The 22,758-nt window shown below is 72.0% G+C and carries 18 protein-coding genes; 13 read left to right on the top strand and 5 right to left on the bottom strand.

The features are described 5' to 3' along the window. Nucleotides 1-69: 69 nt before the first annotated feature. Both ACIRD7_RS11495 and ACIRD7_RS11490 read right to left on the bottom strand, forming a co-directional pair. Entirely contained in the window at nt 70-636 is a 567-nt protein-coding gene (locus tag ACIRD7_RS11495) for a two-component system response regulator (protein ID WP_403452434.1), read from the bottom strand. A 12-nt stretch (nt 637-648) separates the two neighbouring features. Continuing rightward, nucleotides 649-4,854, bottom strand: a complete 4,206-nt coding sequence (locus tag ACIRD7_RS11490; protein WP_403452432.1) for a HAMP domain-containing protein — start codon at nt 4,852-4,854, stop codon at nt 649-651. A 102-nt stretch (nt 4,855-4,956) separates the two neighbouring features. Here ACIRD7_RS11490 and ACIRD7_RS11485 point away from each other — a divergent pair, with 102 nt between their 5' ends. From ACIRD7_RS11485 to ACIRD7_RS11475, 3 genes are all read left to right on the top strand, one after another. Then, nucleotides 4,957-6,888, top strand: a complete 1,932-nt coding sequence (locus ACIRD7_RS11485) for a SpoIIE family protein phosphatase (RefSeq protein WP_403452430.1) — start codon at nt 4,957-4,959, stop codon at nt 6,886-6,888. Between the two features lie 43 nt (nt 6,889-6,931). After that, on the top strand, nt 6,932-8,164 hold the full coding sequence (gene hemW / locus ACIRD7_RS11480) for a radical SAM family heme chaperone HemW (protein WP_403452428.1): 1,233 nt from the start codon (nt 6,932-6,934) through the stop codon (nt 8,162-8,164). A 102-nt stretch (nt 8,165-8,266) separates the two neighbouring features. Next, a complete protein-coding gene (locus tag ACIRD7_RS11475) occupies nt 8,267-8,839 on the top strand; it encodes a Uma2 family endonuclease (RefSeq protein WP_403452426.1) in 573 nt (190 codons plus the stop codon). Here the strand turns inward: ACIRD7_RS11475 and ACIRD7_RS11470 are convergent. Together ACIRD7_RS11470 and ACIRD7_RS11465 are read right to left on the bottom strand one after the other, a co-directional pair. Next, nucleotides 8,823-9,632: a DUF3097 domain-containing protein gene (locus ACIRD7_RS11470; protein ID WP_403452424.1), complete on the bottom strand. Its 810-nt coding sequence runs from the start codon at nt 9,630-9,632 to the stop codon at nt 8,823-8,825. The two genes, ACIRD7_RS11475 and ACIRD7_RS11470, sit on opposite strands and share 17 nt — an antisense overlap. A 31-nt stretch (nt 9,633-9,663) precedes the next feature. Next, nucleotides 9,664-10,407, bottom strand: coding sequence for an MBL fold metallo-hydrolase (locus ACIRD7_RS11465; RefSeq protein ID WP_403452422.1), 744 nt, complete (start codon nt 10,405-10,407; stop codon nt 9,664-9,666). A gap of 166 nt (nt 10,408-10,573) precedes the next feature. Here ACIRD7_RS11465 and hrcA point away from each other — a divergent pair, with 166 nt between their 5' ends. From hrcA to ACIRD7_RS11415, 10 genes are all read left to right on the top strand, one after another. Next, a complete protein-coding gene (hrcA, locus tag ACIRD7_RS11460; protein ID WP_403452420.1) occupies nt 10,574-11,590 on the top strand; it encodes a heat-inducible transcriptional repressor HrcA in 1,017 nt (338 codons plus the stop codon). Beyond that, a complete protein-coding gene (gene dnaJ, locus ACIRD7_RS11455; protein WP_403452418.1) occupies nt 11,591-12,727 on the top strand; it encodes a molecular chaperone DnaJ in 1,137 nt (378 codons plus the stop codon). 90 nt (nt 12,728-12,817) lie between these two features. Next, complete coding sequence (locus ACIRD7_RS11450; protein WP_403452416.1) at nt 12,818-13,903, top strand: nitronate monooxygenase; 1,086 nt, start codon at nt 12,818-12,820, stop codon at nt 13,901-13,903. Continuing rightward, nucleotides 13,900-14,658, top strand: coding sequence for a 16S rRNA (uracil(1498)-N(3))-methyltransferase (locus ACIRD7_RS11445; RefSeq protein ID WP_403452414.1), 759 nt, complete (start codon nt 13,900-13,902; stop codon nt 14,656-14,658). The genes ACIRD7_RS11450 and ACIRD7_RS11445 overlap by 4 nt, the downstream gene beginning before the upstream one ends. 18 nt (nt 14,659-14,676) lie before the next feature. Then, complete coding sequence (locus tag ACIRD7_RS11440) at nt 14,677-15,069, top strand: VOC family protein (RefSeq protein WP_403452412.1); 393 nt, start codon at nt 14,677-14,679, stop codon at nt 15,067-15,069. A 60-nt stretch (nt 15,070-15,129) separates the two neighbouring features. Beyond that, nucleotides 15,130-15,687 (top strand): hypothetical protein, encoded by a 558-nt coding sequence (locus tag ACIRD7_RS11435; protein ID WP_403452411.1) that lies wholly within the window; start codon nt 15,130-15,132, stop codon nt 15,685-15,687. Nucleotides 15,688-15,732: 45 nt separating this feature from the next. Next, nucleotides 15,733-18,963, top strand: a complete 3,231-nt coding sequence (locus ACIRD7_RS11430; RefSeq protein ID WP_403452409.1) for a S41 family peptidase — start codon at nt 15,733-15,735, stop codon at nt 18,961-18,963. Nucleotides 18,964-19,056: 93 nt separating this feature from the next. Continuing rightward, entirely contained in the window at nt 19,057-19,410 is a 354-nt protein-coding gene (locus tag ACIRD7_RS11425; RefSeq protein WP_403452407.1) for a histidine triad nucleotide-binding protein, read from the top strand. Nucleotides 19,411-19,422: 12 nt separating this feature from the next. Further along, entirely contained in the window at nt 19,423-20,328 is a 906-nt protein-coding gene (locus ACIRD7_RS11420) for a ribonuclease Z (protein WP_403452405.1), read from the top strand. A 20-nt stretch (nt 20,329-20,348) separates the two neighbouring features. Then, a complete protein-coding gene (locus ACIRD7_RS11415) occupies nt 20,349-21,341 on the top strand; it encodes an adenosine deaminase (protein ID WP_403452403.1) in 993 nt (330 codons plus the stop codon). On the opposite strand, the gene ACIRD7_RS11410 is transcribed toward ACIRD7_RS11415, so the two are convergent. Continuing rightward, nucleotides 21,334-22,566 (bottom strand): MFS transporter, encoded by a 1,233-nt coding sequence (locus ACIRD7_RS11410; RefSeq protein WP_403452401.1) that lies wholly within the window; start codon nt 22,564-22,566, stop codon nt 21,334-21,336. The two genes, ACIRD7_RS11415 and ACIRD7_RS11410, sit on opposite strands and share 8 nt — an antisense overlap. Between the last annotated feature and the right edge of the window lie 192 nt (nt 22,567-22,758).

Here is a 22,758-nt window from a genome sequence, read left to right as displayed (position 1 = left end):
CGTGGTTGCTCGCGCCCCCGCCGCGGAGCCCCCAATCGATACAGCCCCGCGCCCCTCAGGTAGGCAAGGTCAGCCCTTTCCGACAAGTCGGCGTATCTCGTGGACCCTTGCGCGCAGGTCCGGCAGGTCCGGGGGAGTGTCGTCGGAGAGCTGCTCCTCCAAGGCCTCCAGCTGTGTGCTGAGCTGCTTGGTCTGGATGTGCTCGCGGCTCAGCAACTGCTCCAACTGCCGGTTCTTGCGGTACAGGTCGAGGAACACAGACACCTTCGCGCGTAGCACCCAGGGGTCGAACGGCTTGGTCAGATAGTCGGCGGCGCCCGTGGCGTAGCCGCGGAAGGCGTAGCCGGGCTCGTCCTCCGCGCCAGTCAGGAAGATGATTGGGACGTCCTTGGTCTGGTCGAGCCGTTTGATGTTGGTGGCGGTCTCGAAGCCGTCCATGCCCGGCATCCGGACGTCGAGCAGGACCAGGGCGAAGCGCTGCCGCAGCAGCGCCTTCATGGCCTCCTCGCCCGAACGCGCGCGGACTATCGGCTCGTTGAGGGACCCCAGGACGGCCTCAAGCGCGATCAGGTTGTCCTCCATGTCGTCGACCAGGAGGATTCCGGCCCGCTCGTCGGTCGTAGCCTCAGCGCTCATGGTGAAGTGGCCTCATTCGGTGATGGTCGGCGGGACCTCTTCCCCCTCGGAAGCGTCGGGTCCCGGTACTGCGGTGAGATCCGGCCGCGCGGTACCGCCCGCCGTGTCCGCGCCCTCGGGGTCCAGGAGGTCGCAGACGACGGTGAGCAGCTGATCCACGTCCACCGGCTTGGGTACGTAGTCGTTGGCGCCCCGCGCGATGGACTTCTCCCGGTCTCCGGGCATCGCCTTGGCGGTCAGCGCGACGATGGGCAGGTTCATCCAGCGCGGGGTGCGACGGATGGCGGAGATCGTCTCATATCCATCCATCTCCGGCATCATGATGTCCATCAGGACGAGTTCGACGTCCGGGGCGCGCTCCAGTGTCTCGATGCCCTCGCGGCCGTTCTCCGCGTACAGCACCGGCATGCCCACCCGGCCGAGCACATGGGTGAGCGCGAAGACGTTGCGGATGTCGTCGTCCACGATCAGCACCCGCCGGCCCGGCAGGACCCGCCCCGCCCGGCCCGTCTGCCACGCCTCCAGCTTGGTCGGCGTCGGCCACGAGTCGTCCGCGTCGTGGGCCGCCTGGAACGGCTCCGCCGACAACTGCTCCGGCACCGGCACGGGACGGTCCTCGGGCACCGGGCCGGTGGCGGCGTGACCGGGGCTGACGACCGGGACGTACAGCGTGAACGTCGAGCCCTTGCCGGGTTCGCTCTCGGCGACGATACGGCCGCCCAGCAGGCCCGCGATCTCCCGGCTGATGGACAGACCGAGGCCCGTGCCGCCGTACTTGCGGTTGGTCGTGCCGTCGGCCTGCTGGAACGCCTCGAAGATGACCGGGAGTTTCTCCGCCGCGATGCCGATGCCGGTGTCGGAGACCGCGAAGGCGATCACCTCGTCGTTCTCGCGCACTCCCCCACTCTCGGCTTCGCTCGAGCGGGGGGACCCCCATCGGTGCTCGGGGTCCTTCAGTCGGCTCACGCGCAACTCGACCCGGCCCGTCGCGGTGAACTTGATCGCGTTGGAGAGCAGGTTGCGCAGGATCTGCTGCAGGCGCTGCTCGTCCGAGTACATCTCGCGCGGCACGTCCTCGCCCACCGACACCTCGAAGGCGAGGCCCCGGTCCAGGGTGAGCGGCCGGAAGGTGGCGTGGACGTAGTCCAGCAGCTTGATCAGCGGCAGCTTCTTCGGGCGTACGTCCATCCGGCCCGCCTCGATCTTCGACAGGTCCAGGATGTCGTTGATCAGCTGGAGCAGGTCCGAGCCCGAGCGGTGGATCGTCGTCGCGAACTGGACCTCCTGGTCGGAGAGATGGCCGTCCGGGTTGTCGGAGAGCAGCCGGGCCAGGATCAGCAGCGAGTTCAGCGGGGTGCGCAGCTCGTGCGACATGTTTGCCAGGAACTCCGACTTGTACTGGGAGGAGGTCGCGAGCAGGGCCGCCTTCTCCTCCAGTTCGGCGTTCGAGCGCTGCAACTCCGCCTGCTGCATCTGGAGTTCGTCGGAGCGTTCCTGGAGCTGCATCGCGAGGCGCTGGGACTCGCCGAGCAGGGACTCCGTACGGGAGTTGGCGATGATCGTGTTGATCGCGACGGCGATGGTGTTCACGAACTGGTCGAAGAACGCCAGGTGCACATCGGAGAAGCGGGAGAACGACGCCAGCTCGATCACGCCGAGGAGCTTGTCCTCGAAGAGGATCGGGATGATCACGACGCTGCTGGGAGCCGCCTCGCCGAGCCCGCTGTTGATCTTGATGTAGTCCGGCGGGGCCTCCTCGACGAGGATCCGCTTCTTCTCCCGGGCCGCCTGCCGGACCAGCCCGTGCACCGGGAGGCCGCCGGTCTCGATGGTCGTGCCCTGCGCCGAGCCGTATCCGGCGATGAAGGCCAGTCCCTTCGCGGGCACCGTGGTGCGCAGCGCGGCGCTCTCCTCGTCCGGGTCCGCCAGGAAGAACGCGCCGTACTGGGCGTTCACCAGCGGTGTCAGCTCGCGCAGCAGCAGGTCGGCGACCTCCATCAGGTCCCGGTGACCCTGCATCAGGGCCGCGAGCCGGGCCAGGTTGGACTCCAGCCAGTCCTTGGCGCGGGTCGTCTCGCGCAGGTTGGCCACCATCAGGTTGATGTTGTCCTTGAGCTCGGCGACCTCGCCGCGCGTCTCGACCGTGATCGAACGGGACATGTCGCCCTGCGCCACGGCGGAGGCGACCTCGGCGATGGCGCGCACCTGGGTGGTGAGGTTCGACGCGAGTTCGTTCACGTTGGTCGTCAGGCGCTTCCAGGTGCCGTACACGCCCTCCACCCGGGCCTGGCCGCCCAGTTGACCCTCGGAGCCGACCTCGCGGGCCACGCGCGTGACCTCCGAGGAGAACGACGACAGCGTGTCGACCATCGTGTTGATGGCGGTCTTCAGCTCCAGGATCTCGCCGCGCGCGTCCACGTCGATCTTCTTGGAGAGGTCGCCGTTGGCGACGGCGGTGGTGACCTGGGCGATGTTGCGGACCTGGGAAGTCAGGTTGTCCGCCATGTAGTTGACGTTGTCCGTCAGGTCCCGCCACACACCGGAGACGCCCAGCACCTGCGCCCGGCCACCCAGCCGGCCGTCGGTGCCGACCTCCCGGGCGACGCGGGTGACCTCATCGGCGAAGGCGCGCAGCTGCTGGACCATCGTGTTGACGGTGTCCTTCAGCTCCAGGATCTCGCCGCGCGCGTCGACGGTGATCTTCTTGGAGAGGTCGCCGTTGGCGACGGCGGTGGTGACCTGGGCGATGTTGCGGACCTGGGAGGTCAGGTTCAGCGCCATGAAGTTGACGTTGTCGGTGAGGTCCTTCCATACGCCGCTGACGCCGCGCACCTGGGCCTGACCGCCGAGGTTGCCCTCGGTGCCGACCTCGCGGGCGACGCGGGTGACCTCGTCGGCGAAGGCGGAGAGCTGGTCCACCATCGTGTTGATGGTCGACTTCAGCTCCAGGATCTCGCCCTTCGCCTCGACGGTGATCTTCTTGCCGAGGTCGCCCTGGGCGACGGCGGTGGAGACGAGGGCGATGTTGCGGACCTGCGAAGTGAGGTTGTCCGCCATGAAGTTGACGTTGTCGGTGAGGTCCTTCCATACGCCGGAGACGCCGCGTACCTGGGCCCGGCCGCCGAGGTTGCCCTCGGTGCCGACCTCGCGGGCGACGCGGGTGACCTCGTCGGCGAAGGCGGAGAGCTGGTCCACCATCGTGTTGATGGTCGACTTCAGTTCGAGGATCTCGCCCTGGGCGTCCACGGTGATCTTCTGACTCAGGTCGCCGTTGGCCACCGCGGTGGTCACCTGGGCGATGTTGCGGACCTGGGAGGTCAGGTTCGACGCCATGAAGTTGACGTTGTCCGTGAGGTCCTTCCATACGCCGCTGACGCCGCGCACCTGGGCCCGCCCGCCCAGCTGGCCCTCCGTACCCACCTCGCGGGCGACGCGGGTGACCTCGTCGGCGAAGGCGGACAGCTGGTCCACCATCGTGTTGACGGTCAGCTTCAGTTCGAGCAGCTCGCCGGTCGCCTCCACGGTGACCGTGCGGGTCAGGTCGCCGCGCGCCACGGCCGTCGTCACCGCCGCGATGTCCCGCACCTGGGCCGTCAACCGGGACGCCATCGCGTTGACCGCCTCGGTCACATCCCGCCAACTGCCCGACAGGCCCTGCACCTTGGCGCGTCCGCCGAGCCGGCCCTCGGTGCCGACCTCGCGGGCCACGCGCGTGACCTCGCCGGTGAACAGGGAGAGCTGGTCGACCATCTTGTTCACGGCCCGGCCGAGGCGGCGCAGGTCGCCGCGTAACTGGCGGCTGCCGTCATGGAGGTCGACGCGCTGGGTGAGGTCGCCGCCGGCCACCGCGTCGAGCACGCGCGTGGCGTTCGCGGCCGGGGCCACCAGGGCGTCGAGCACATGGTTGACGTCGTTGACGCGGGTCGTCCAGTCGCCCTGCCCCGGGCTCGCGGAGAGCCGTTCGTCCAGCCTGCCGTGCCGGATCAACTCCCGTTTTACGCGCTGCACTTCCCCGTTGAAGTGCGTACTGCGGTCCATGATCTGGTTGAAGACGGCCGTCAGCTCGGCCACCACACCCTCACCGGTCTCCGGGAGCCTGCGGAAGTCCCCGTCCCGGGCCGCGGTCATCGCGGCGAGCAGCGGGCGCAGATCCGATGCTCGAATTTGACCGTCTTTCTGTCCGTCTTCGAGCACACGCGTAGCACGGTTCTCACTCATGGCGGCCCACTTCGGTAACTCGGTGCTTATGGGCGTGGCCAGTCTGTCACTCTGTCGGCGTCCGCTGAGGCGTATTCGTCCGAACCGTCCGGGGAGCTGTAGATGGGGGCCATTCCGGTGCAACGGGAGACCGTCACCCGTGCCTGTGATGCGCCTGCGCACGACACCGAGCGCGCGATGACCCGCACCACGCTCCCCGGCAGCCCCCTCTCCCCGGGCTCCGCCCGCACCCTGGTGCGGCGCGCCCTCACCGAGTGGGCCGCCTCCGGACTCCCCGGCACCGAGCACCTCACCGACCGCCTCGTCGACGACGCCGTGGTGGCCGTCAGCGAACTCGTCACCAACGCCGTCGTGCACGCCGGCACCGAGGTCGAGCTCACCTGCCGGCTGGAGATGGACACCGGCGCCCTCCTCGTCGAGGTCCTGGACCACCACCCCTCGCGCGCCCCGCGCGACGGCGAGCTGGAGGCGCCCTACGAGACACCGGAGTACGGGCGCGGGCTGCGCCTGGTGTCCCGGCTCGCGGAGTCCTGGGGCGTCACCTACCGCACCGGCTCCAAGACCGTGTGGGCGCGGCTGCCCGCCGAGGATCCCGTGGCGGCCAAGGACGACATCGAGGCGTACGCCGAGGAGCGCGCGCTGGAGCGCGGGCTGCGCGTCGCCGAGATCCTCGCGCCCGAGCCCCAGCGCGCCGAGCGGGAGCGGGACTGGCTCAACCGGGGCGCGCTGTCCTTCCTCGCCGAGGCCTCCGACCTGCTCGCCGGGCAGCTCGACGAGAACCTCGTGGCCGCCCTCGCCGGCCAGTTGATCGTGCCGCGGCTCGCGGACTGGTGCGCGGTGTGGCTGGAGGACGAGGTCGCCGGGCGCTGGGGGTACCCCCGCTCCGGCGATGCGGAGGGCGCGGCCGGCTGGGCGACGGACGGCACCGGGCCCCGGCTGGCCCGGGTCTGGCACGGCTCGGAGAGCCTCATCGAGGAACTGCGCGGCGCCCTGGAGAAGGAGCCGCCGCAGCCGCCCGACGACGATCGCGCCGGACCCGTCTCCTACCCCTGGCCCGGTGAGGCGCTCGGCGCGCGCGGGGTGCGGGGCACCGCGCTCGCGTACCGGCTGATCGCCGGCGGCCGCCCCATGGGCACGCTGGTCATCGGGCGGGCCGGTCTGCCGCGCTTCCCCGACGAGGTCACCGGGCTCGTCGAGGACCTCAGCCGCCGGGTGGCCCTCGCCATCGGCGCCGCCCGCCAGTACGCCCGCCAGGCCACCATCAGCCGGGTCCTGCAGCGCGGACTGCTGCCCGGCGCCGTCGCGGAGATCCCCGGGGTGGTCAGCGCCCTCGTGTACGAGCCGTGCGACAAGGGCGGTCCGAGCGGCGACTTCTACGACCTGTTCCCGGCCGGCGACGGCCGCTGGTGCTTCGCCATCGGCGACGTCCAGGGCAAGGGCCCCGAGGCGGCGGTGGTGATCGGCATCGCGCGGCCCTGGCTGCGGCTGCTGGCCCGCGAGGGCTACCGCGTCTCCGACGTCCTCGACCGCCTCAACCAGCTGCTCCTCGACGACGCCACCGAGGCCGCCGACGCCGCGGCCCGCGCCCTGGTCGGCCCGATGGCCCCCGGCGACGGCCCCCAGACCCGCTTCCTCTCCCTGCTCTACGGCGAACTGACACCCGTCGACGGCGGCATCCGCTGCACCCTCGCCTCCGCCGGCCACCCGCTGCCGCTGCTGCTCGGCACGGACGGCGAGGTGCACACCGTCGCCCAGCCGCAGACCCTGCTCGGGGTCGTCGAGGACGCCACGTACCGCAGCGAGACCTTCGAGCTGTGCTCCGGCGACACCCTGCTGTGCGTGACCGACGGGGTGACCGAGCGGCGCAGCGGCACCCGCCAGTTCGACGACGGCGACGGCCTCGCCACGGCACTCGCCGGGTGCGCCGGGCTGAACGCCGAGCTGATCGCGGAACGGATCCGCAGGCTCGTCCACGAGTTCGGCGGGCGCCCGCCGGAGGACGATCTGGCGCTCCTGGTGCTCCAGGCCGAGTGACCGGCGGGGAAGGACACCCGCGGAGTACGGGACAATGGAACCCATGCCCTCCGCACTCCCCGACGGCGAGCCCGTCCCCGCCGACGGCGCGCTGCCGCTGACCGCGCTCGCCGCCGCGGCCGACCGCCCCCTCGGCTTCTACCTGCACGTCCCGTACTGCGCGACCCGCTGCGGCTACTGCGACTTCAACACATACACGGCGACCGAGCTGCGCGGCACGGGCGGAGTGCTCGCGTCCCGCGACAACTACGCCGAGACCCTCGTCGACGAGGTCCGCCTCGCCCGCAAGGTCCTCGGCGACGACCCCCGCGAGGTCCGCACCGTCTTCGTCGGCGGCGGTACGCCCACCCTGCTGGCCGCCGGTGATCTCGTACGGATGCTGGGGGCGATCCGCGACGAGTTCGGACTGGCGCCGGACGCGGAGATCACGACGGAGGCGAACCCGGAGTCGGTCGACCCGGCGTATCTGGCCACCCTGCGCGAGGGCGGTTTCAACCGGATCTCCTTCGGCATGCAGAGCGCGCGCCGGCACGTGCTCAAGATCCTGGACCGCACGCACACCCCCGGCCGCCCCGAGGCCTGCGTCGCGGAGGCCCGCGCGGCCGGCTTCGAGCACGTCAACCTGGACCTGATCTACGGCACCCCGGGCGAGTCGGACGACGACTGGCGCGCGTCGCTTGAGGCGGCGCTGGGTGCGGGGCCGGACCACATCAGCGCGTACGCCCTGATCGTGGAGGAGGGCACACAGCTGGCCCGCCGTATCCGCCGGGGCGAGGTCCCGATGACGGACGACGACATCCACGCCGACCGGTACCTGATCGCCGACGAGGTGATGGCGGCGGCCGGTTTCGACTGGTACGAGGTCTCCAACTGGGCCACCTCCGAGGCCGCCCGCTGTCTGCACAACGAGCTGTATTGGCGCGGTGCCGACTGGTGGGGCGCGGGGCCGGGCGCCCACTCGCATGTGGGCGGGGTGCGCTGGTGGAACGTCAAGCACCCGGGTGCCTACGCGGCGGCGCTGGCGTCGGGGCGGTCGCCGGGGGCCGGCCGCGAACTGCTGTCGGAGGAGGACCGGCGGGTGGAACGGATCCTGCTGGAGCTGCGGCTGCGGGAGGGCGTGCCGCTGGAGCTGCTGCGGGAGGAGGGGCTTGCGGCTTCTCGGCGGGCGCTGGGGGAGGGGCTGCTGGAGGCTGGGCCGTACCAGGAGGGGCGTGCGGTGCTGACGCTTCGGGGGCGGTTGCTGGCTGATGCGGTGGTCAGGGAGTTGGTGGACTGATCACGCGGGCGAGTGAATCGGTGCGGAACGTCGGTTCGGTCCCTAACCTGATTCGTAGGCTGCCGCTGTACACGCGGCGGCAGGGAGCGGAGGGCCACGGAGATGACCGCTGTGGATGAACGCCGGGTGCATGAGGCCTTCGAGAACCTTGAGGTTCCGGAGGGTTTCAAGGCTGAGCTCATCCGGGGGGAAATCGTGATGATGGCGGGGCCGGACAAGGTCCACAATCGAATCGTTCAGTTCGTTCAGGACCAGATTCCCGCCGACCGATGGGACCGGCTGCAAACCCAGGACGTGGCCTTTCCCGCTGAGGACAGCGAGCCCCAGCCGGATCTCGTGGTCATGGAGATCGGTGCCGATGACAGTCCGGGACGCCTCGTACCCGGACCGGCAGTCACGATGCTGGTGGAGGTCGTCTCCAAGACCAGTGTCCACCGGGACTATGTGGAGAAGCGCTCGATCTACGCTGCGGGACACGTCCCCGTCTACCTGATCATCGACCCCTTCAAGGCCCAGTGCCTGGTGCTCACAGAGCCGGTCGGCACAAGCTTGTCAGCGGACTATCAAACGAAGAGGACCCGCAAGTTCGGCGACCCGGTGCCGTTGCCGATCATCGGTATCGATCTCGACACCAGCAGGTTCGGCACTCTGCCCCCTCTCACGGCTGCAGGGTGACGAAGTCGATCAGCTCCTCCACCCGCCCCAGCAACGCCGGCTCCAGGTCCTTGTAGGACCCCACCCGCTTCAGAATCGCCTGCCACACCGCCCCGGTGTTCTCCGACGGCCAGCCCAGCGCCCGGCACACCCCGGTCTTCCAGTCCTGCCCGTGCGGCACCCGGGGCCACGCCTCGATCCCCAGGCAGGCCGGCTTCACCGCCTCCCAGATGTCGATGTACGGGTGGCCCACGACCAGCGCGTGCTCGCTCGTCACCGACTCGGCGATGCGCCACTCCTTCGTGCCGGGCACGAGGTGGTCCACCAGGACCCCCAGCCGCGCATCCGGACCGGGTGCGAATTCGGCCACGATCGACGGCAGGTCGTCGACGCCCTCCAGGTACTCCACGACCACGCCCTCGATGCGCAGGTCGTCGCCCCACACCTTCTCGACCAGCTCGGCGTCGTGCCGGCCCTCGACGTAGATACGGCCGGCGCGGGCGACGCGGGCGCGGGCGCCGGGAACGGCCACCGAACCGGATGCCGTACGGGTGGGACGTACGGGAGCCGCCCCCGAGGGCCGTACGAGCGTCACCACCTTGCCCTCCAGCAGGAAGCCGCGCGGCTCCAGCGGGAACACCCGGTGCTTGCCGAAGCGGTCCTCCAGGGTCACCGTGCCCGCCTCGCAGCGGATCACCGCGCCGCAGAATCCCGTGCCGGGCTCCTCGACCACCAGGCCGGGCTCCGCCGGGACCTCGGGGACGGGCTTGGGCTTCTTCCAGGGCGGGGTCAGGTCGGCGGAGTACTGGCGCATTCGGATGACGATAGGAGAAGCGCCCCCGCGGTCACCGCGACACGCCGAATCTCGACGCGAGCTCGTCGCGCTGGCGCCGCACGAACCCGGCGTCCACCACCGCTCCGTGACCGGGCACGTACAGCGCGTCCTCGCCGCCCAGGTCCAGCAGCCGGTCCAGGGCGGCCGGCCAGTGCGACGGTACGGCGTCGGGGCCCGCCTGCGGCTCGCCGGACTCCTCCACCAGGTCGCCGCAGAAGACCACCTCCCGGTCGGCGGAGACCTCGCCCGGCACCAGCACGACCAGGTCGTGGGCGGTATGGGCCGGGCCCACGTTCGCCAGCAGGACCTGGCGGCCGCCGCCCAGGTCGAGCGTCCACTCGCCGCTGACCTGGTGGTGGGGGTGGATCAGCGCGTCCACCGCCTCCTCGGCCGCGGCCGCGTCCAGGCCGTTGCCGACCGCGTCCGCGCGCAGCTCCTCACGCGCGTGCCGCCCCTGGAACACTGTGTCCATGCCCACCGGGCCGTAGACCTCGGCCCCCGCGAACGCCGCCGCCCCGAAGACGTGATCGAAGTGGGGATGCGTCAGCGCGAGATGAGTCACACGGTGACCGGTGAGCCACTGCGCCTGGGTACGCAACCGCGCGCCCTCGGCGAGGCTCGAACCGGCGTCGACGACCAACGCGGCGCCGTCCCCCACGACCAGTCCCGCCGTGCAGTCCCACACCGGAAGACGGCACCGGCCCACCCCGGCCGCCAGCCGCTCCCACCCCAGCTCTTCCCAAGTCACCGTCATACGGCGACGCTAGCGGGGACACCACCGTCGGGCACGGCGGACCTGGCCCGGCCTTGCCCGGGGCGTACCCCACCGCCGTACACTGGCCGGGGACGGCTGGCACTCGGATGGACAGAGTGCCAGGAAATGCGCCAAGGGGCACGACTTCTGGAGGTGAGTGCGGAAGATGCTGAGCGAACGCAGGCTTCAGGTTCTGCGCGCCATCGTCCAGGACTACGTCGGCACCGAGGAGCCGGTCGGGTCGAAGGCCCTGACCGAGCGGCACAACCTCGGCGTCTCCCCGGCCACCGTGCGCAACGACATGGCGGCCCTGGAGGACGAGGGCTTCATCGCCCAGCCGCACACCAGCGCCGGGCGCATCCCGACCGACAAGGGCTACCGGCTGTTCGTCGACAAGCTCGCCGGCGTCAAGCCGATGACCCCGCCCGAGCGGCGCGCCATCCAGAACTTCCTGGACGGCGCCGTCGACCTCGACGACGTGGTGGCCCGCACGGTACGGCTGCTCGCGCAGCTCACCCGGCAGGTCGCCGTCGTGCAGTACCCGTCCCTGACCCGGTCCACCGTCCGGCACGTCGAGCTGCTCTCGCTCGCACCCGCGCGCGTGATGCTCGTGCTGATCACGGACACCGGCCGGGTCGAGCAGCGGATGGTCGACTGCCCGGCGCCGTTCGGCGAGGCCTCGCTCGCCGATCTGCGCGCGCGGCTCAACAGCAGGGTCGCCGGACGCCGGTTCACGGACGTCCCGCGGCTCGTCGAGGACCTCACCGAGGCCTTCGACGTCGAGGACCGAGGCACCGTCTCGACCGTGCTCTCCACCCTCCTGGAGACGCTCGTCGAGGAGAACGAGGAGCGGCTGATGATCGGCGGCACCGCCAATCTCACCCGCTTCGCACATGACTTCCCCCTCACCATCCGGCCGGTCCTGGAGGCCCTGGAAGAGCAGGTCGTCCTCCTCAAGTTGCTTGGCGAGGCGGGGGATTCGGGCATGACCGTGCGCATCGGGCACGAGAACGCCTACGAGGGACTCAACTCCACGTCCGTCGTGTCGGTGGGCTACGGTTCGGGCGGCGAGGCAGTCGCCAAGCTCGGCGTGGTCGGACCGACCCGCATGGATTACCCGGGAACGATGGGAGCGGTACGCGCAGTGGCACGTTACGTCGGACAGATCCTGGCGGAGTCGTAAGTGGCCACGGACTACTACGCCGTGCTCGGCGTGCGTCGCGACGCGTCGCAGGAAGAGATCAAGAAGGCCTTCCGGCGGCTCGCCCGCGAGCTGCACCCGGACGTCAACCCGGATCCGAAGACCCAGGAGCGGTTCAAGGAGATCAATGCCGCTTACGAGGTGCTGTCGGACCCGCAGAAGAAGCAGGTCTACGACCTCGGCGGCGACCCGCTGTCCCAGGCGGGCGGCGCGGGAGCGGGCGGCTTCGGCGCGGGCGGCTTCGGGAACTTCTCGGACATCATGGACGCGTTCTTCGGTACGGCGTCCCAGCGCGGCCCGCGCTCGCGCACCCGGCGCGGCCAGGACGCGATGATCCGGCTGGAGGTCGAGCTCGACGAGGCGGCCTTCGGCACCACGAAGGACATCCAGGTCGACACGGCCGTCGTCTGCAACACCTGTAACGGTGAAGGGGCCGCGCCCGGCACCTCCGCCCAGACGTGTGACATGTGCCGCGGCCGCGGTGAGGTGTCGCAGGTGACGCGGTCCTTCCTGGGCCAGGTCATGACCTCGCGCCCCTGCCCGCAGTGCCAGGGCTTCGGCACCGTCGTCCCGACGCCGTGCCCCGAGTGCGCCGGCGACGGCCGCGTACGGTCCCGGCGCACCCTGACGGTCAAGATCCCGGCCGGTGTCGACAACGGCACCCGGATCCAGCTCGCCGGCGAGGGCGAGGTCGGGCCCGGTGGCGGTCCCGCCGGTGACCTGTACGTCGAGATCCACGAGCTGCCGCACACGACCTTCCAGCGGCGCGGCGACGACCTGCACTGCACGGTGACGATCCCGATGACCGCGGCGGCGCTCGGCACGAAGGTGCCGCTGGAGACGCTGGACGGCATGGAGGAGGTCGACATCCGGCCCGGCACCCAGTCCGGCCAGTCGATCCCGCTGCACGGCCGGGGCGTCACCCACCTGCGCGGCGGCGGCCGCGGCGACCTCATCGTCCACGTCGAGGTCACGACGCCGACCAAGCTCGACCCCGAGCAGGAACGACTGCTGCGCGAACTGGCCAAGCTGCGCGGCGAGGAGCGTCCGCAGGGGCAGTTCCAGCCGGGGCAGCAGGGGTTGTTCTCCAGGTTGAAGGATGCGTTCAACGGACGCTGAGTCCGGTGGGGCGGGCCCTGTGCAGTCCCCGTGCATTGCACGGCCCAGGGCCGATTCGGACTTGTTCGGAGGACGTGACAACATGCGGTCATGTCCTCCGCGCTGACCGATCTCTTCCCGCATCCGATCGTGCAGGCCCCCATGGCAGGCGGCGTCTCCGTGCCGCAGCTCGCCGCTGCCGTGGCCGAGGCCGGTGGGCTGGGGTTTCTCGCCGGCGGGTACAAAACCGCCGACGGGATGTACCAGGAGATCAAGCAGCTGCGGGGACTGACCCAGCGGCCCTTCGGCGTCAACCTGTTCATGCCGCAGCCCGACTACGCCGACGCCGCGGCCGTGGACGTCTACGCGCATCAGCTCGCCGGTGAGGCCGCCTGGTACGAGGTCGAGCTGGGGGACCCCGACAGCGGCCGCGACGACGGCTACGAGGCCAAGCTCGCCGTGCTGCTGGACAACCCGGTGCCGGTCGTCTCGTTCCACTTCGGCGTGCCCAGCGCCGACGTACTGGAGTCGCTGCGCCGCGCCGGCACCCTCACCCTCGTCACCGCCACCACCCCGGACGAGGCCCTCGCCGTGGAGCGGGCCGGCGCCGACGCGGTGATCGTGCAGGGCGTCGAGGCCGGCGGCCATCAGGGCACCCACCGCGACAACCCCGAGACCGACGGCACCGGCATCGGACTGCTGTCCCTCGTCGCCCAGGTCCGCGAGACGGTGAGCCTGCCCCTCGTCGCCGCCGGCGGCATCATGCGCGGCAGCCAGATCGCCGCCGCCCTCGCGGCCGGCGCCAGTGCCGCCCAGCTCGGCACCGCCTTCCTCGCCACCCCGGAGTCCGGCGCCCACGCCCTGCACAAGCAGGCGCTGACCAACCCCCTGTTCGTCCGCACCGAGCTGACCCGCGCCTTCTCCGGACGACCCGCGCGCGGCCTGGTCAACCGCTTCATGCGCGAGCACGGCCCGTACGCCCCCGCCGCCTACCCCGAGATCCACCACCTCACCTCGCCGCTGCGCAAGAAGGCCGCCTCCTCCGGCGACCCGCAGGGCATGGCGCTGTGGGCGGGGCAGGGCCACCGCATGGCCCGCGAGCTGCCCGCCGGACAGCTGGTGGAGGTCCTGGCCGCCGAGTCGGCCGCCGCGTCGACAGCGTTGTCGTCGTACCCGCAGGGCGGTGCCGGCCGATGACCGCGCCGGTCTTCGTCGTCGAGTCGCTGGAGCGGGCCACCGGTCCCGCCGGCGGCGAGTACGTGCTCGACGGGCCCGAGGGGCGGCACGCGGTCTCCGTGAAGCGGCTGCGGCCCGGCGAGGACGTCGTCCTCACCGACGGGCACGGGCGCTGGGCCGAGGGCGTCGTCAAGGCGGCCGAGGGCAAGGACCGGCTGGTGCTGGAGCTGGGCGCGGTGGCCGAGGAGCCGCCGCAGCCGCCCCGGATCACCGTCGTCCAGGCCCTGCCCAAGGGCGACCGCGGTGAGCTGGCCGTCGAGACCATGACCGAGACCGGCGTCGACGCGATCGTGCCGTGGGCGGCGGCCCGCTGCATCACGCAGTGGAAGGGCGAGCGCGGCGCCAAGGCGCTCGGCAAGTGGCGGGCGACGGCCCGCGAGGCCGGCAAGCAGTCCCGCCGGGTGCGCTTCCCCGAGGTCGCGGAGGCGGCGACGACCAAGCAGGTCGCGGCGCTGCTCGCGGCAGCCGACTTCGCCGCCGTCCTGCACGAGGACCGCGACTACGGCAGCGAGCCGCTCGCGACCGCCGAACTGCCCGCCGAGGGCGAGATCGTGCTCGTCGTCGGACCCGAAGGCGGTGTGTCCCCCGAGGAGTTGGCCCTCTTCGAGGAGGCCGGGGCGAAGGCGTACCGTCTGGGCCGTACCGTCCTGCGCACGTCCACCGCCGGCACCGCGGCGACGGCACTGCTCCTCGGCCGCACCGGCCGCTGGTCCTGACAGGGAGGGACGTCCGCCGTGGAACTCGCCCAAGTGCGGCTGCTGGTCGGCGACTTCACCGCCTGCTACCGGTTCTACGCCGACGTCCTCGGCCTCAAGCCGCAGTCCGGCGCGACGGACGGGCCGTACGAGAAGTTCAGCCCCACGACCGGCTCGGCGGGGATCGCCCTGCAGGACCGGGCGATGATGGCCGAGGTCCTCGGCGAACTCGGCGACCACGCCACCGGCCACCGCTCCCTGGTGGTCCTGCGGGTGGACGACCTGGACGCCTACTGCGAGCGGCTCGCCGAACGGGGCGCCGCCCTCCTGCACGGCCCCGCCCCGCTGACCGACCGCATGCGGGTCGCCCACCTCAAGGACCCGGAGGGCAACCTGGTGGAACTCCAGGAGTGGCTGCTGCTGCGCGGCTGAGCAGCGAGTGGCCGTATGCGCTCTACCGCGTCGGCCGGGACAGTGGCAGGCTGCCCTCCCATGGGGGCTTTCAGCAGGATTTGGGGTCGCGCGGGGCTGCGCCCGCGTGGGGCGCGGGCGGTGGGTGCGGCGGGCCTCGCGGTCGTCGCCGTCGCCGGGGTCGGCGGCTGTGATCCGGGCGGGCTGAGCACCGCGACCGTGGCGTTCACGACCGACCAGACCGTCACCGCGGAGCTGGAGCGGCAGAAGGCCGACGTGCAGTGGCTCAACTGCACCGGCTCCTACGCCGGTGGTGGCAACGGCAACAGCTCGCCGACGGCCGGTGAGAACACCGTCGTGAAGGTCGACTGCGAGGGCGAGACCTCCGACGGCAAGGACATCACCGTCACCGGCCGGATCACCCGGGCCGTCAGCGGCTCCTGCGTGCGCGGGGACCTCGTCGCCAAGATCGGCGGCAAGGAGTGGTTCCACGTGAACGGGCTGGGCAACTGCGACGCCACACCCTCGCCGGTCAACCCGCCCGGCGGCGGTCAGCAGCCCGGCCCCACCGTCACGGTGACCGTCACCAAGACCGTCTACTGCAAGCAGCACCCCGGCTGCTGGCCGGAGGGCAAGTGATCCAAAGGGCTGTTCGCGCGCGCGGCGCCTGCTTAGGGTGATCGGGTGACACAGTCCGCGACGTCTGTTCCGGCCTCGGCCGCACCCCCCGCGCCCTCGTACCTGCGGTATCCGCATCTGCACGGCGACCTGGTCGCCTTCACCGCCGAGGACGACGTCTGGCTCGCCCCGCTCGACGGCGGCCGCGCCTGGCGGGTCAGCGCCGACAACGTGCCGGTGACCCGGCCGCGCATCTCGCCCGACGGCACGACCGTCGCCTGGACCTCCACTCGCGACGGCGCCCCCGAGGTGCACATCGCCCCGGTCGACGGCGGCCCCGCCAAGCGCCTGACCCACTGGGGCAGCTGGCAGACCCGGGTGCGCGGCTGGACCCCGGACGGCCGGGTCCTCGCGATCAGCACCCGCGGCCAGGCGGGCGGCCGCCGCACCTGGGCCCATACGATCCCGCTCGACGGCGGCCCGGCCACCACCCTGCCGTACGGCCCCGTCGGCGACGTCGTCCACGGACCGCACCTCGTGCTCGCCTCGGCGCCGATGGGGCTGGAGGCGGCCCGGTGGAAGCGCTACCGGGGCGGCACGGCGGGCAAGTTGTGGATCGACCGCGACGGCGACGGGGAGTTCGTACGGCTGCACGAGGAGCTGGACGGGAACCTCGAGGATCCCCTGTGGGTGGGGGAGCGCATCGCCTTCCTCTCCGACCACGAGGGGGTCGGGGCGCTCTACTCCTCCCTCGCCGACGGGACCGACCTGCGACGGCACACCGCCCTCGACGGCTTCTACGCCCGGCACGCCGCGAGCGACGGCACCCGCGTCGTCCACGCCCGCGCCGGTGAACTGTGGCTCCTCGACGACCTCGACGGCGCCGAGCCGCGCCGGCTCGACATCCGGCTCGGCGGGCAGCGCACCGACCGGCAGCCGTACTCGCTGAGCGCCGCCCGCTCGTTCGGCGCCGCCGCGCCCGACCACACCGCGCGCGGCAGCGCGGTCTCGGTCCGGGGCGCCGTGCACTGGGTCACCCACCGCTCCGGCCCCGCCCGCGCGCTCGCCGCCGAGCCCGGCGTACGGGCCCGGCTGCCGCGCGCCTTCCGCGCCGAGGGCGAGGAGTGGGTGGTGTGGGTGACGGACGCGGAGGGCGACGACGCGCTGGAGTTCGCGCCCGCCACCGGACTCGCCCCGGGCGCCACACCGCGCCGGCTCGGCGCCGGGCAGCTGGGCCGGGTCCTGGAGCTCGCCATGGCGCCCGACGGAAGCCGGGCCGCGGTCGCCGCGCACGACGGGCGGGTGCTGCTCGTCGAGCGGGAGAGCGGCGAGGTGCGCGAGGTCGACCGCAGCCAGGACGGCGACGTCTCGGGGCTGGTGTTCTCGCCGGACTCGACCTGGCTCGCCTGGTCCCACCCCGGCCCGCGCCCGCTGGCCCAGCTCAAGCTGGCCAACACCACCGACCTGTCGGTGTCCGAGGCGACCCCGCTGCGCTTCCAGGACTACGCGCCCGCGTTCACCCAGGACGGCAAGCACCTGGTGTTCCTGTCGACGCGTGCCTTCGACCCGGTCTACGACGAGCACGTTTTCGACCTCGCCTTCGTGGTCGGCTCCCGCCCCCACCTGATCACCCTCGCCGCGACCACCCCGTCGCCCTTCGGCCCGCAGCGCCACGGCCGTCCCTTCGACGCGCCGGACAAGGACGAGACGCCCGACAGCGAGGGCACCCCGACCACGCGCATCGACCTCGAAGGGCTCGCCGACCGGATCGTGCCGTTCCCGGTCGAGGCCGCCCGCTACTCGAGCCTGCGGGCCGCGAAGGACGGCGTGCTGTGGCTGCGGCACCCCGTGCGCGGCGCGCTCGGCTCCTCCCGGGCCACGCCCGACGACCCCGAGCCCAAGACCGAGCTGGAGCGCTACGACCTCGTCCAGCGGCGTGTGGAGCATCTCGCCGACGACGCCGACGACTTCGAGGTCAGCGGCGACGGCAAGCGGGTGCTGCTGTGGACGGACGGCAGGCTCAAGGTCGTCCCGAGCGACCGGCGGGCCTCCGGCGACGACGACAGCGACTCCAACGTCACCGTGGACCTGACCCGCGTACGGCAGACCGTCGACCCGGCCGCCGAGTGGCGGCAGATGTTCGACGAGGCCGGCCGCATCATGCGGGACCACTTCTGGCGGCCGGACATGAGCGGGGTGGACTGGGCGGGCGTACTGGACCGCTACCGCCCCCTGCTCGACCGGGTGGCCACCCACGACGACCTGATCGACCTGCTGTGGGAGGTGCAGGGCGAGCTGGGCACCTCGCACGCCTACGTCGCCGGGCACGGCGGGTACGGCGGCGGGGCCCGGCAGGGGCTGCTCGGCGCCGACATCTCCCGGCACGCGGACGGCAGTTGGCGGATCGACCGGATCCTGCCCTCGGAGACCTCCGACCCCGAGGCGCGGGCACCGCTGGCCGCGCCCGGCGTCGCGGTGCGGGCCGGCGACGGGATCGTGGCGGTGGCCGGGGTGCCGGTGGACCCGGTGACCGGCCCCGGGCCGCTGCTCGTCGGCACGGCCGGCAAGGCGGTGGAGCTGACGATCTCACCGGCCGGCGGCGGGGACGTGCGGCACGCGGTCGTCGTACCGATCGCGGACGAGCAGCCGCTGCGCTACCACGCGTGGGTCGCGGACCGGCGGGCGTACGTCCACGAGAAGTCCGGCGGCCGGCTCGGCTATCTGCACGTGCCGGACATGCAGGCGCCGGGGTGGGCCCAGATCCACCGTGACCTCAGGGTCGAGGTGGCGCGGGAGGGGCTGGTCGTCGACGTCCGCGAGAACGGCGGCGGGCACACCTCCCAGCTGGTCGTGGAGAAGCTGGCGCGAAAGATCGTCGGCTGGGAACTGCCGCGGGGCATGCGGCCGTACAGCTATCCGGCGGACGCTCCGCGCGGGCCCGTGGTGGCGGTCGCGGACGAGTTCTCCGGGTCGGACGGGGACATCGTCAACGCGGCGATCAAGGCGCTGGGGCTCGGCCCGGTGGTCGGCACCCGGACCTGGGGCGGCGTGATCGGCATCGACAGCCGGTACCGGCTGGTCGACGGCACGCTCATCACCCAGCCGAAGTACGCCATCTGGCTGGAGGGGTACGGCTGGGACGTCGAGAACCACGGCGTCGACCCGGACGTGGAGGTGGTGCAGCGTCCGCAGGACTGGGTGGCGGGGAGAGACGCCCAACTGGACGAGGCGATCCGGCTGGCGCTGGCGGGGCTGGAGGAGCGGCCGGCGAAGACGCCGCCGGGTCTGCCCACCTAGGGGCGCGAGGAACCGAACGACCAGCCACGAAGCGCCCGGACGCGGCGACGATACGATGCCCCCACAAGCGATCAACCGCTGGAGGAAAACGGCATGACAGGGGAACCCCAGGACGACTGCCTGTTCTGCAAGATCGTCGAGGGCCACGTCCCTGCGACGATCGTCCGGGAGACGGAAACGACCGTCGCCTTCAGGGACATAAACCCCCAGGCCCCGGTCCACGTCCTGGTGATCCCCAAGGTGCACTACGAGAACGCGGCCACGCTGGCCGCCGCCGAGCCGGCCGTCGCCGCGGACGTCCTGCGCGAGGCCCAGGCGGTCGCCGACGAGGAGAAGCTGGAGAGCTACCGCATCGTCTTCAACACGGGCGCCGGCGCCGGCCAGACCGTCTGGCACGCCCACGCCCACCTCCTCGGCGGCCGCGGCATGCAGTGGCCCCCCGGCTAGGTCGAAACAGACGTGTCCGTACGTGAACTGGTCGTCCTCGGGACGGCGAGCCAGGTCCCGACCCGGCACCGCAACCACAACGGCTATCTGCTGCGGTGGGACGGTGAGGGCCTCCTTTTCGACCCCGGCGAGGGCACGCAGCGGCAGATGCTGCGTGCCGGCGTCGCGGCCCACGACCTCAACCGGATCTGCGTCACGCACTTCCACGGCGACCACTCGCTCGGGCTCGCCGGGGTGATCCAGCGGATCAACCTCGACAAGGTCCCGCACCCCGTGACCGCCCACTACCCGCGTTCCGGGCAGCGCTTCTTCGACCGGCTGCGGTACGCCACCGCCTACCGCGAGACCGTCGACCTCGCGCCGGCCCCGGTCAGCGCCGACGGCGTCATCGCCGACACCGGCGCCTACACCCTGCACACCGCCCGGCTCTCGCACCCCGTCGAGTCGTACGGCTATCGACTCGTCGAGCCCGACGGCCGGCGCATGCTGCCCGAACGGCTCGCCGCGCACGGCATCAAGGGGCCGGACGTCGGACGGATCCAGCGGGAGGGTGCGCTCGGCGGGGTGTCGCTCGACGACGTGAGCGAGTTCCGGCGGGGGCAGCGGTTCGCGTTCGTCATGGACACCCGGCTCTGCGACGGGGCGTACGCCCTCGCCGAGGGCTGCGACATGCTCGTCATCGAGTCCACCTTCCTCCAGGAGGACATGGAACTCGCCGTCGAACACGGGCACCTGACGGCCGGTCAGGCGGCTCGCGTCGCGCTCGACTCCGGTGTGCGGCACCTCGTGCTCACCCACTTCAGCCAGCGCTACACCGAGCCCGACGAATTCGAGCGGGAGGCACGCGACGCCGGCTTCGACGGGGAGCTGACCGTGGCCCACGACCTGCTGCGGGTGCCGATGCCGAAGCGGCGCTGACACCGCCGTACGATGCTCCGATGCCCCTCCCCACAGCAGAACTGCACCTCCATGTCGAAGGCACCCTCGAACCCGAGCTCGCCTTCGAACTGGCCACCCGCAACGGCATCACGCTGCCCTACGGCGACACCGAAGAGCTGCGCAAGGCCTACCGGTTCGAGGACCTCCAGTCCTTCCTGAACCTGTACTACGAGCTCATGGCGGTCCTGCGCACCGAGCGGGACTTCGAGGACCTCGCGAACGAGTACCTGGCCCGTGCCGCAGCGCAGGGCGTGCGGCACGCGGAGATCTTCTTCGACCCGCAGGCGCACACCAAGCGGGGCGTCGAGCTGGGCACCGTCGTCGAGGGGCTGTGGCGGGCGCTGGGGAGCAGCGAGGCGAACCACGGGGTCTCCACCCGGCTCATCATGTGCTTCCTGCGCGACGACTCCGCCGAGTCGGCCATGGACACGCTGCGGGCCGCCGAGCCGTACCTCGACCGGATCGTCGGCATCGGCTTGGACTCGGCCGAGGTCGGGCATCCGCCGGTGAAGTTCCGCGAGGTGTACGAGGCCGCCGCCGCGCTCGGTCTGCGCCGTGTCGCGCACGCCGGCGAGGAGGGGCCGCCCTCCTACATCACCGAGGCCCTCGACATCCTCGGCGTCGAGCGCGTCGACCACGGGCTGCGCTGCATGGAGGACCCGGCGCTGGTGGAGCGGCTGGTGCGGGAGCGGGTGCCGCTGACGCTGTGCCCGCTGTCGAACGTGCGGTTGCGCACGGTCGACGTCCTCGCCGACCACCCGCTGCCGGCCATGCTCGACGCCGGGCTGATGTGCACGGTCAACTCCGACGACCCGGCCTACTTCGGCGGGTACGCCGGCGACAACTTCGACGCCGTGCGCCGGACCCTCGCACTGAGCGAGGAACAGCTCCGGGAGCTGGCCCGCAACTCCTTCCTCGCCTCCTTCCTGGAGGACGACGAGGAGCTGCGGGCGCGGTATCTCGCCGAGGTCGAGGCCTACGAGTTCACGTAGCCGGGGTCAGCCGCTCGGGCGCGGCCGGTGCCGCCCCGGCGGTGTCCAGCGGGATCTCGACGACCTCCACGACCTCGATGCCCTCGGCGACCTCGACCGGCTTGCGGGAGCGCCGGCCCAGTGCCACGACCGTCATCGGCACGGCGATCACCAGCAGCCCCGCCGCGAGGACCGCGCCCATCGCCGGGAACCCGGCCTGCGCCGACAGCACGCTCCCGGTGAGCGGTCCCGCCGCCGTCCCCAGCGAGGACGCCGAGCCGACGAGGACGGCCCAGCGGCCACGCGCGTCGAGGGAGGCGGCGAGGCCAATGACATAGGACAGGACGATCGGGTAGAGCGTGTTCCAGGCGATCTCGCCGGTCGCGAAGGTCGTGAGGTCCGTCGCGGACGCGCTCACCGCGATGCAGGCCGCGATGAGGACCGTGCCGCCGCCGATCGGCAGCGCGCGGCCGAGCCGCGGGCCGAGCGCGCCCGCGCCCGTCACCCCGAGCAGCCCGGCGCCGAGCGCGACGGCGAACACCGCGCCGACCGTCGTCTCCGACAGCTCGGCCTGCGTCAGGCCGATCCGGCCGCTGACGCCCCACAGGGAGTTCTGGGCGAGGGACCAGCACAGCATGCAGGCCGCGAGGACCAGCCCCGGGCGGCGGTGCGGGAGGCGGGAGGCGGCCCGGGCCTGCGGCTGCGGGGCGGCGCCCGACGGCAGACGGCCCGTCAGCGGCCATACGGCGAGCGCGGTCAGGGCGATGGCGGCCAGCGGCTGGCCGTGGCCCGCCCCGAGGTGCGGCACCGTCAGATAGACGGCGCCCGCGAGGGCGGAGACGCCGAGCAGGCCGACCGTGGTGGCCCGGTGCGGGTCGGGTTCGGCGGCGATCCGGGTGGCGGCGACCGCGGTGGCCGTACCGGATCCGAGACCGCCGAGCAGCACGCCGAGGACGACGGCCGGTACGGCGTGCGCGAGGGCCGCGCCGCCGTAGCCGAGCAGGGCCAGGGTGAGGCCGAACCGGGCCAGGGCGCGGGCGCCGATCCGCTCGACGCGGGAGGCCAGCAGGAAGCCCGCCGACGCCGAACTCAGCAGCAGGGCACTGCCGACGGCGCCCGCCTGGGTGGGGGAGAGCGGAAGTCCGGAGTCGAGCCTGCCGACGACCGTCGGCAGCAGATACGGAGCGAGGTACCCGGCCGTGAAAAGGGCAACGAGGGGCCAGGGGGTGGTGCGGGGGGCGAACACGGGCGTTCCCAGGGCATGCGAAAGGAGCGGCTCAAGAAGGGGGAGGGGCGCAGGCCGTCGACGGACAGGAACGCGCGGGCAATTTGTATCAAGCGAGGGGACGCGCGAAAAAGCGGGGATGGTGTGATCTGGGGCACGTTCTGTTTGAGGGGTGAGAAGGGGGGTAGCCGAAGTGCCCCGCCGACCCCTCGC

Origin of the sequence: Streptomyces sp. NPDC093568 (assembly GCF_044764945.1) — a bacterium.
Taxonomy (GTDB): domain Bacteria; phylum Actinomycetota; class Actinomycetes; order Streptomycetales; family Streptomycetaceae; genus Streptomyces.
This window is presented reverse-complemented; position numbering and strand designations above follow the sequence as displayed.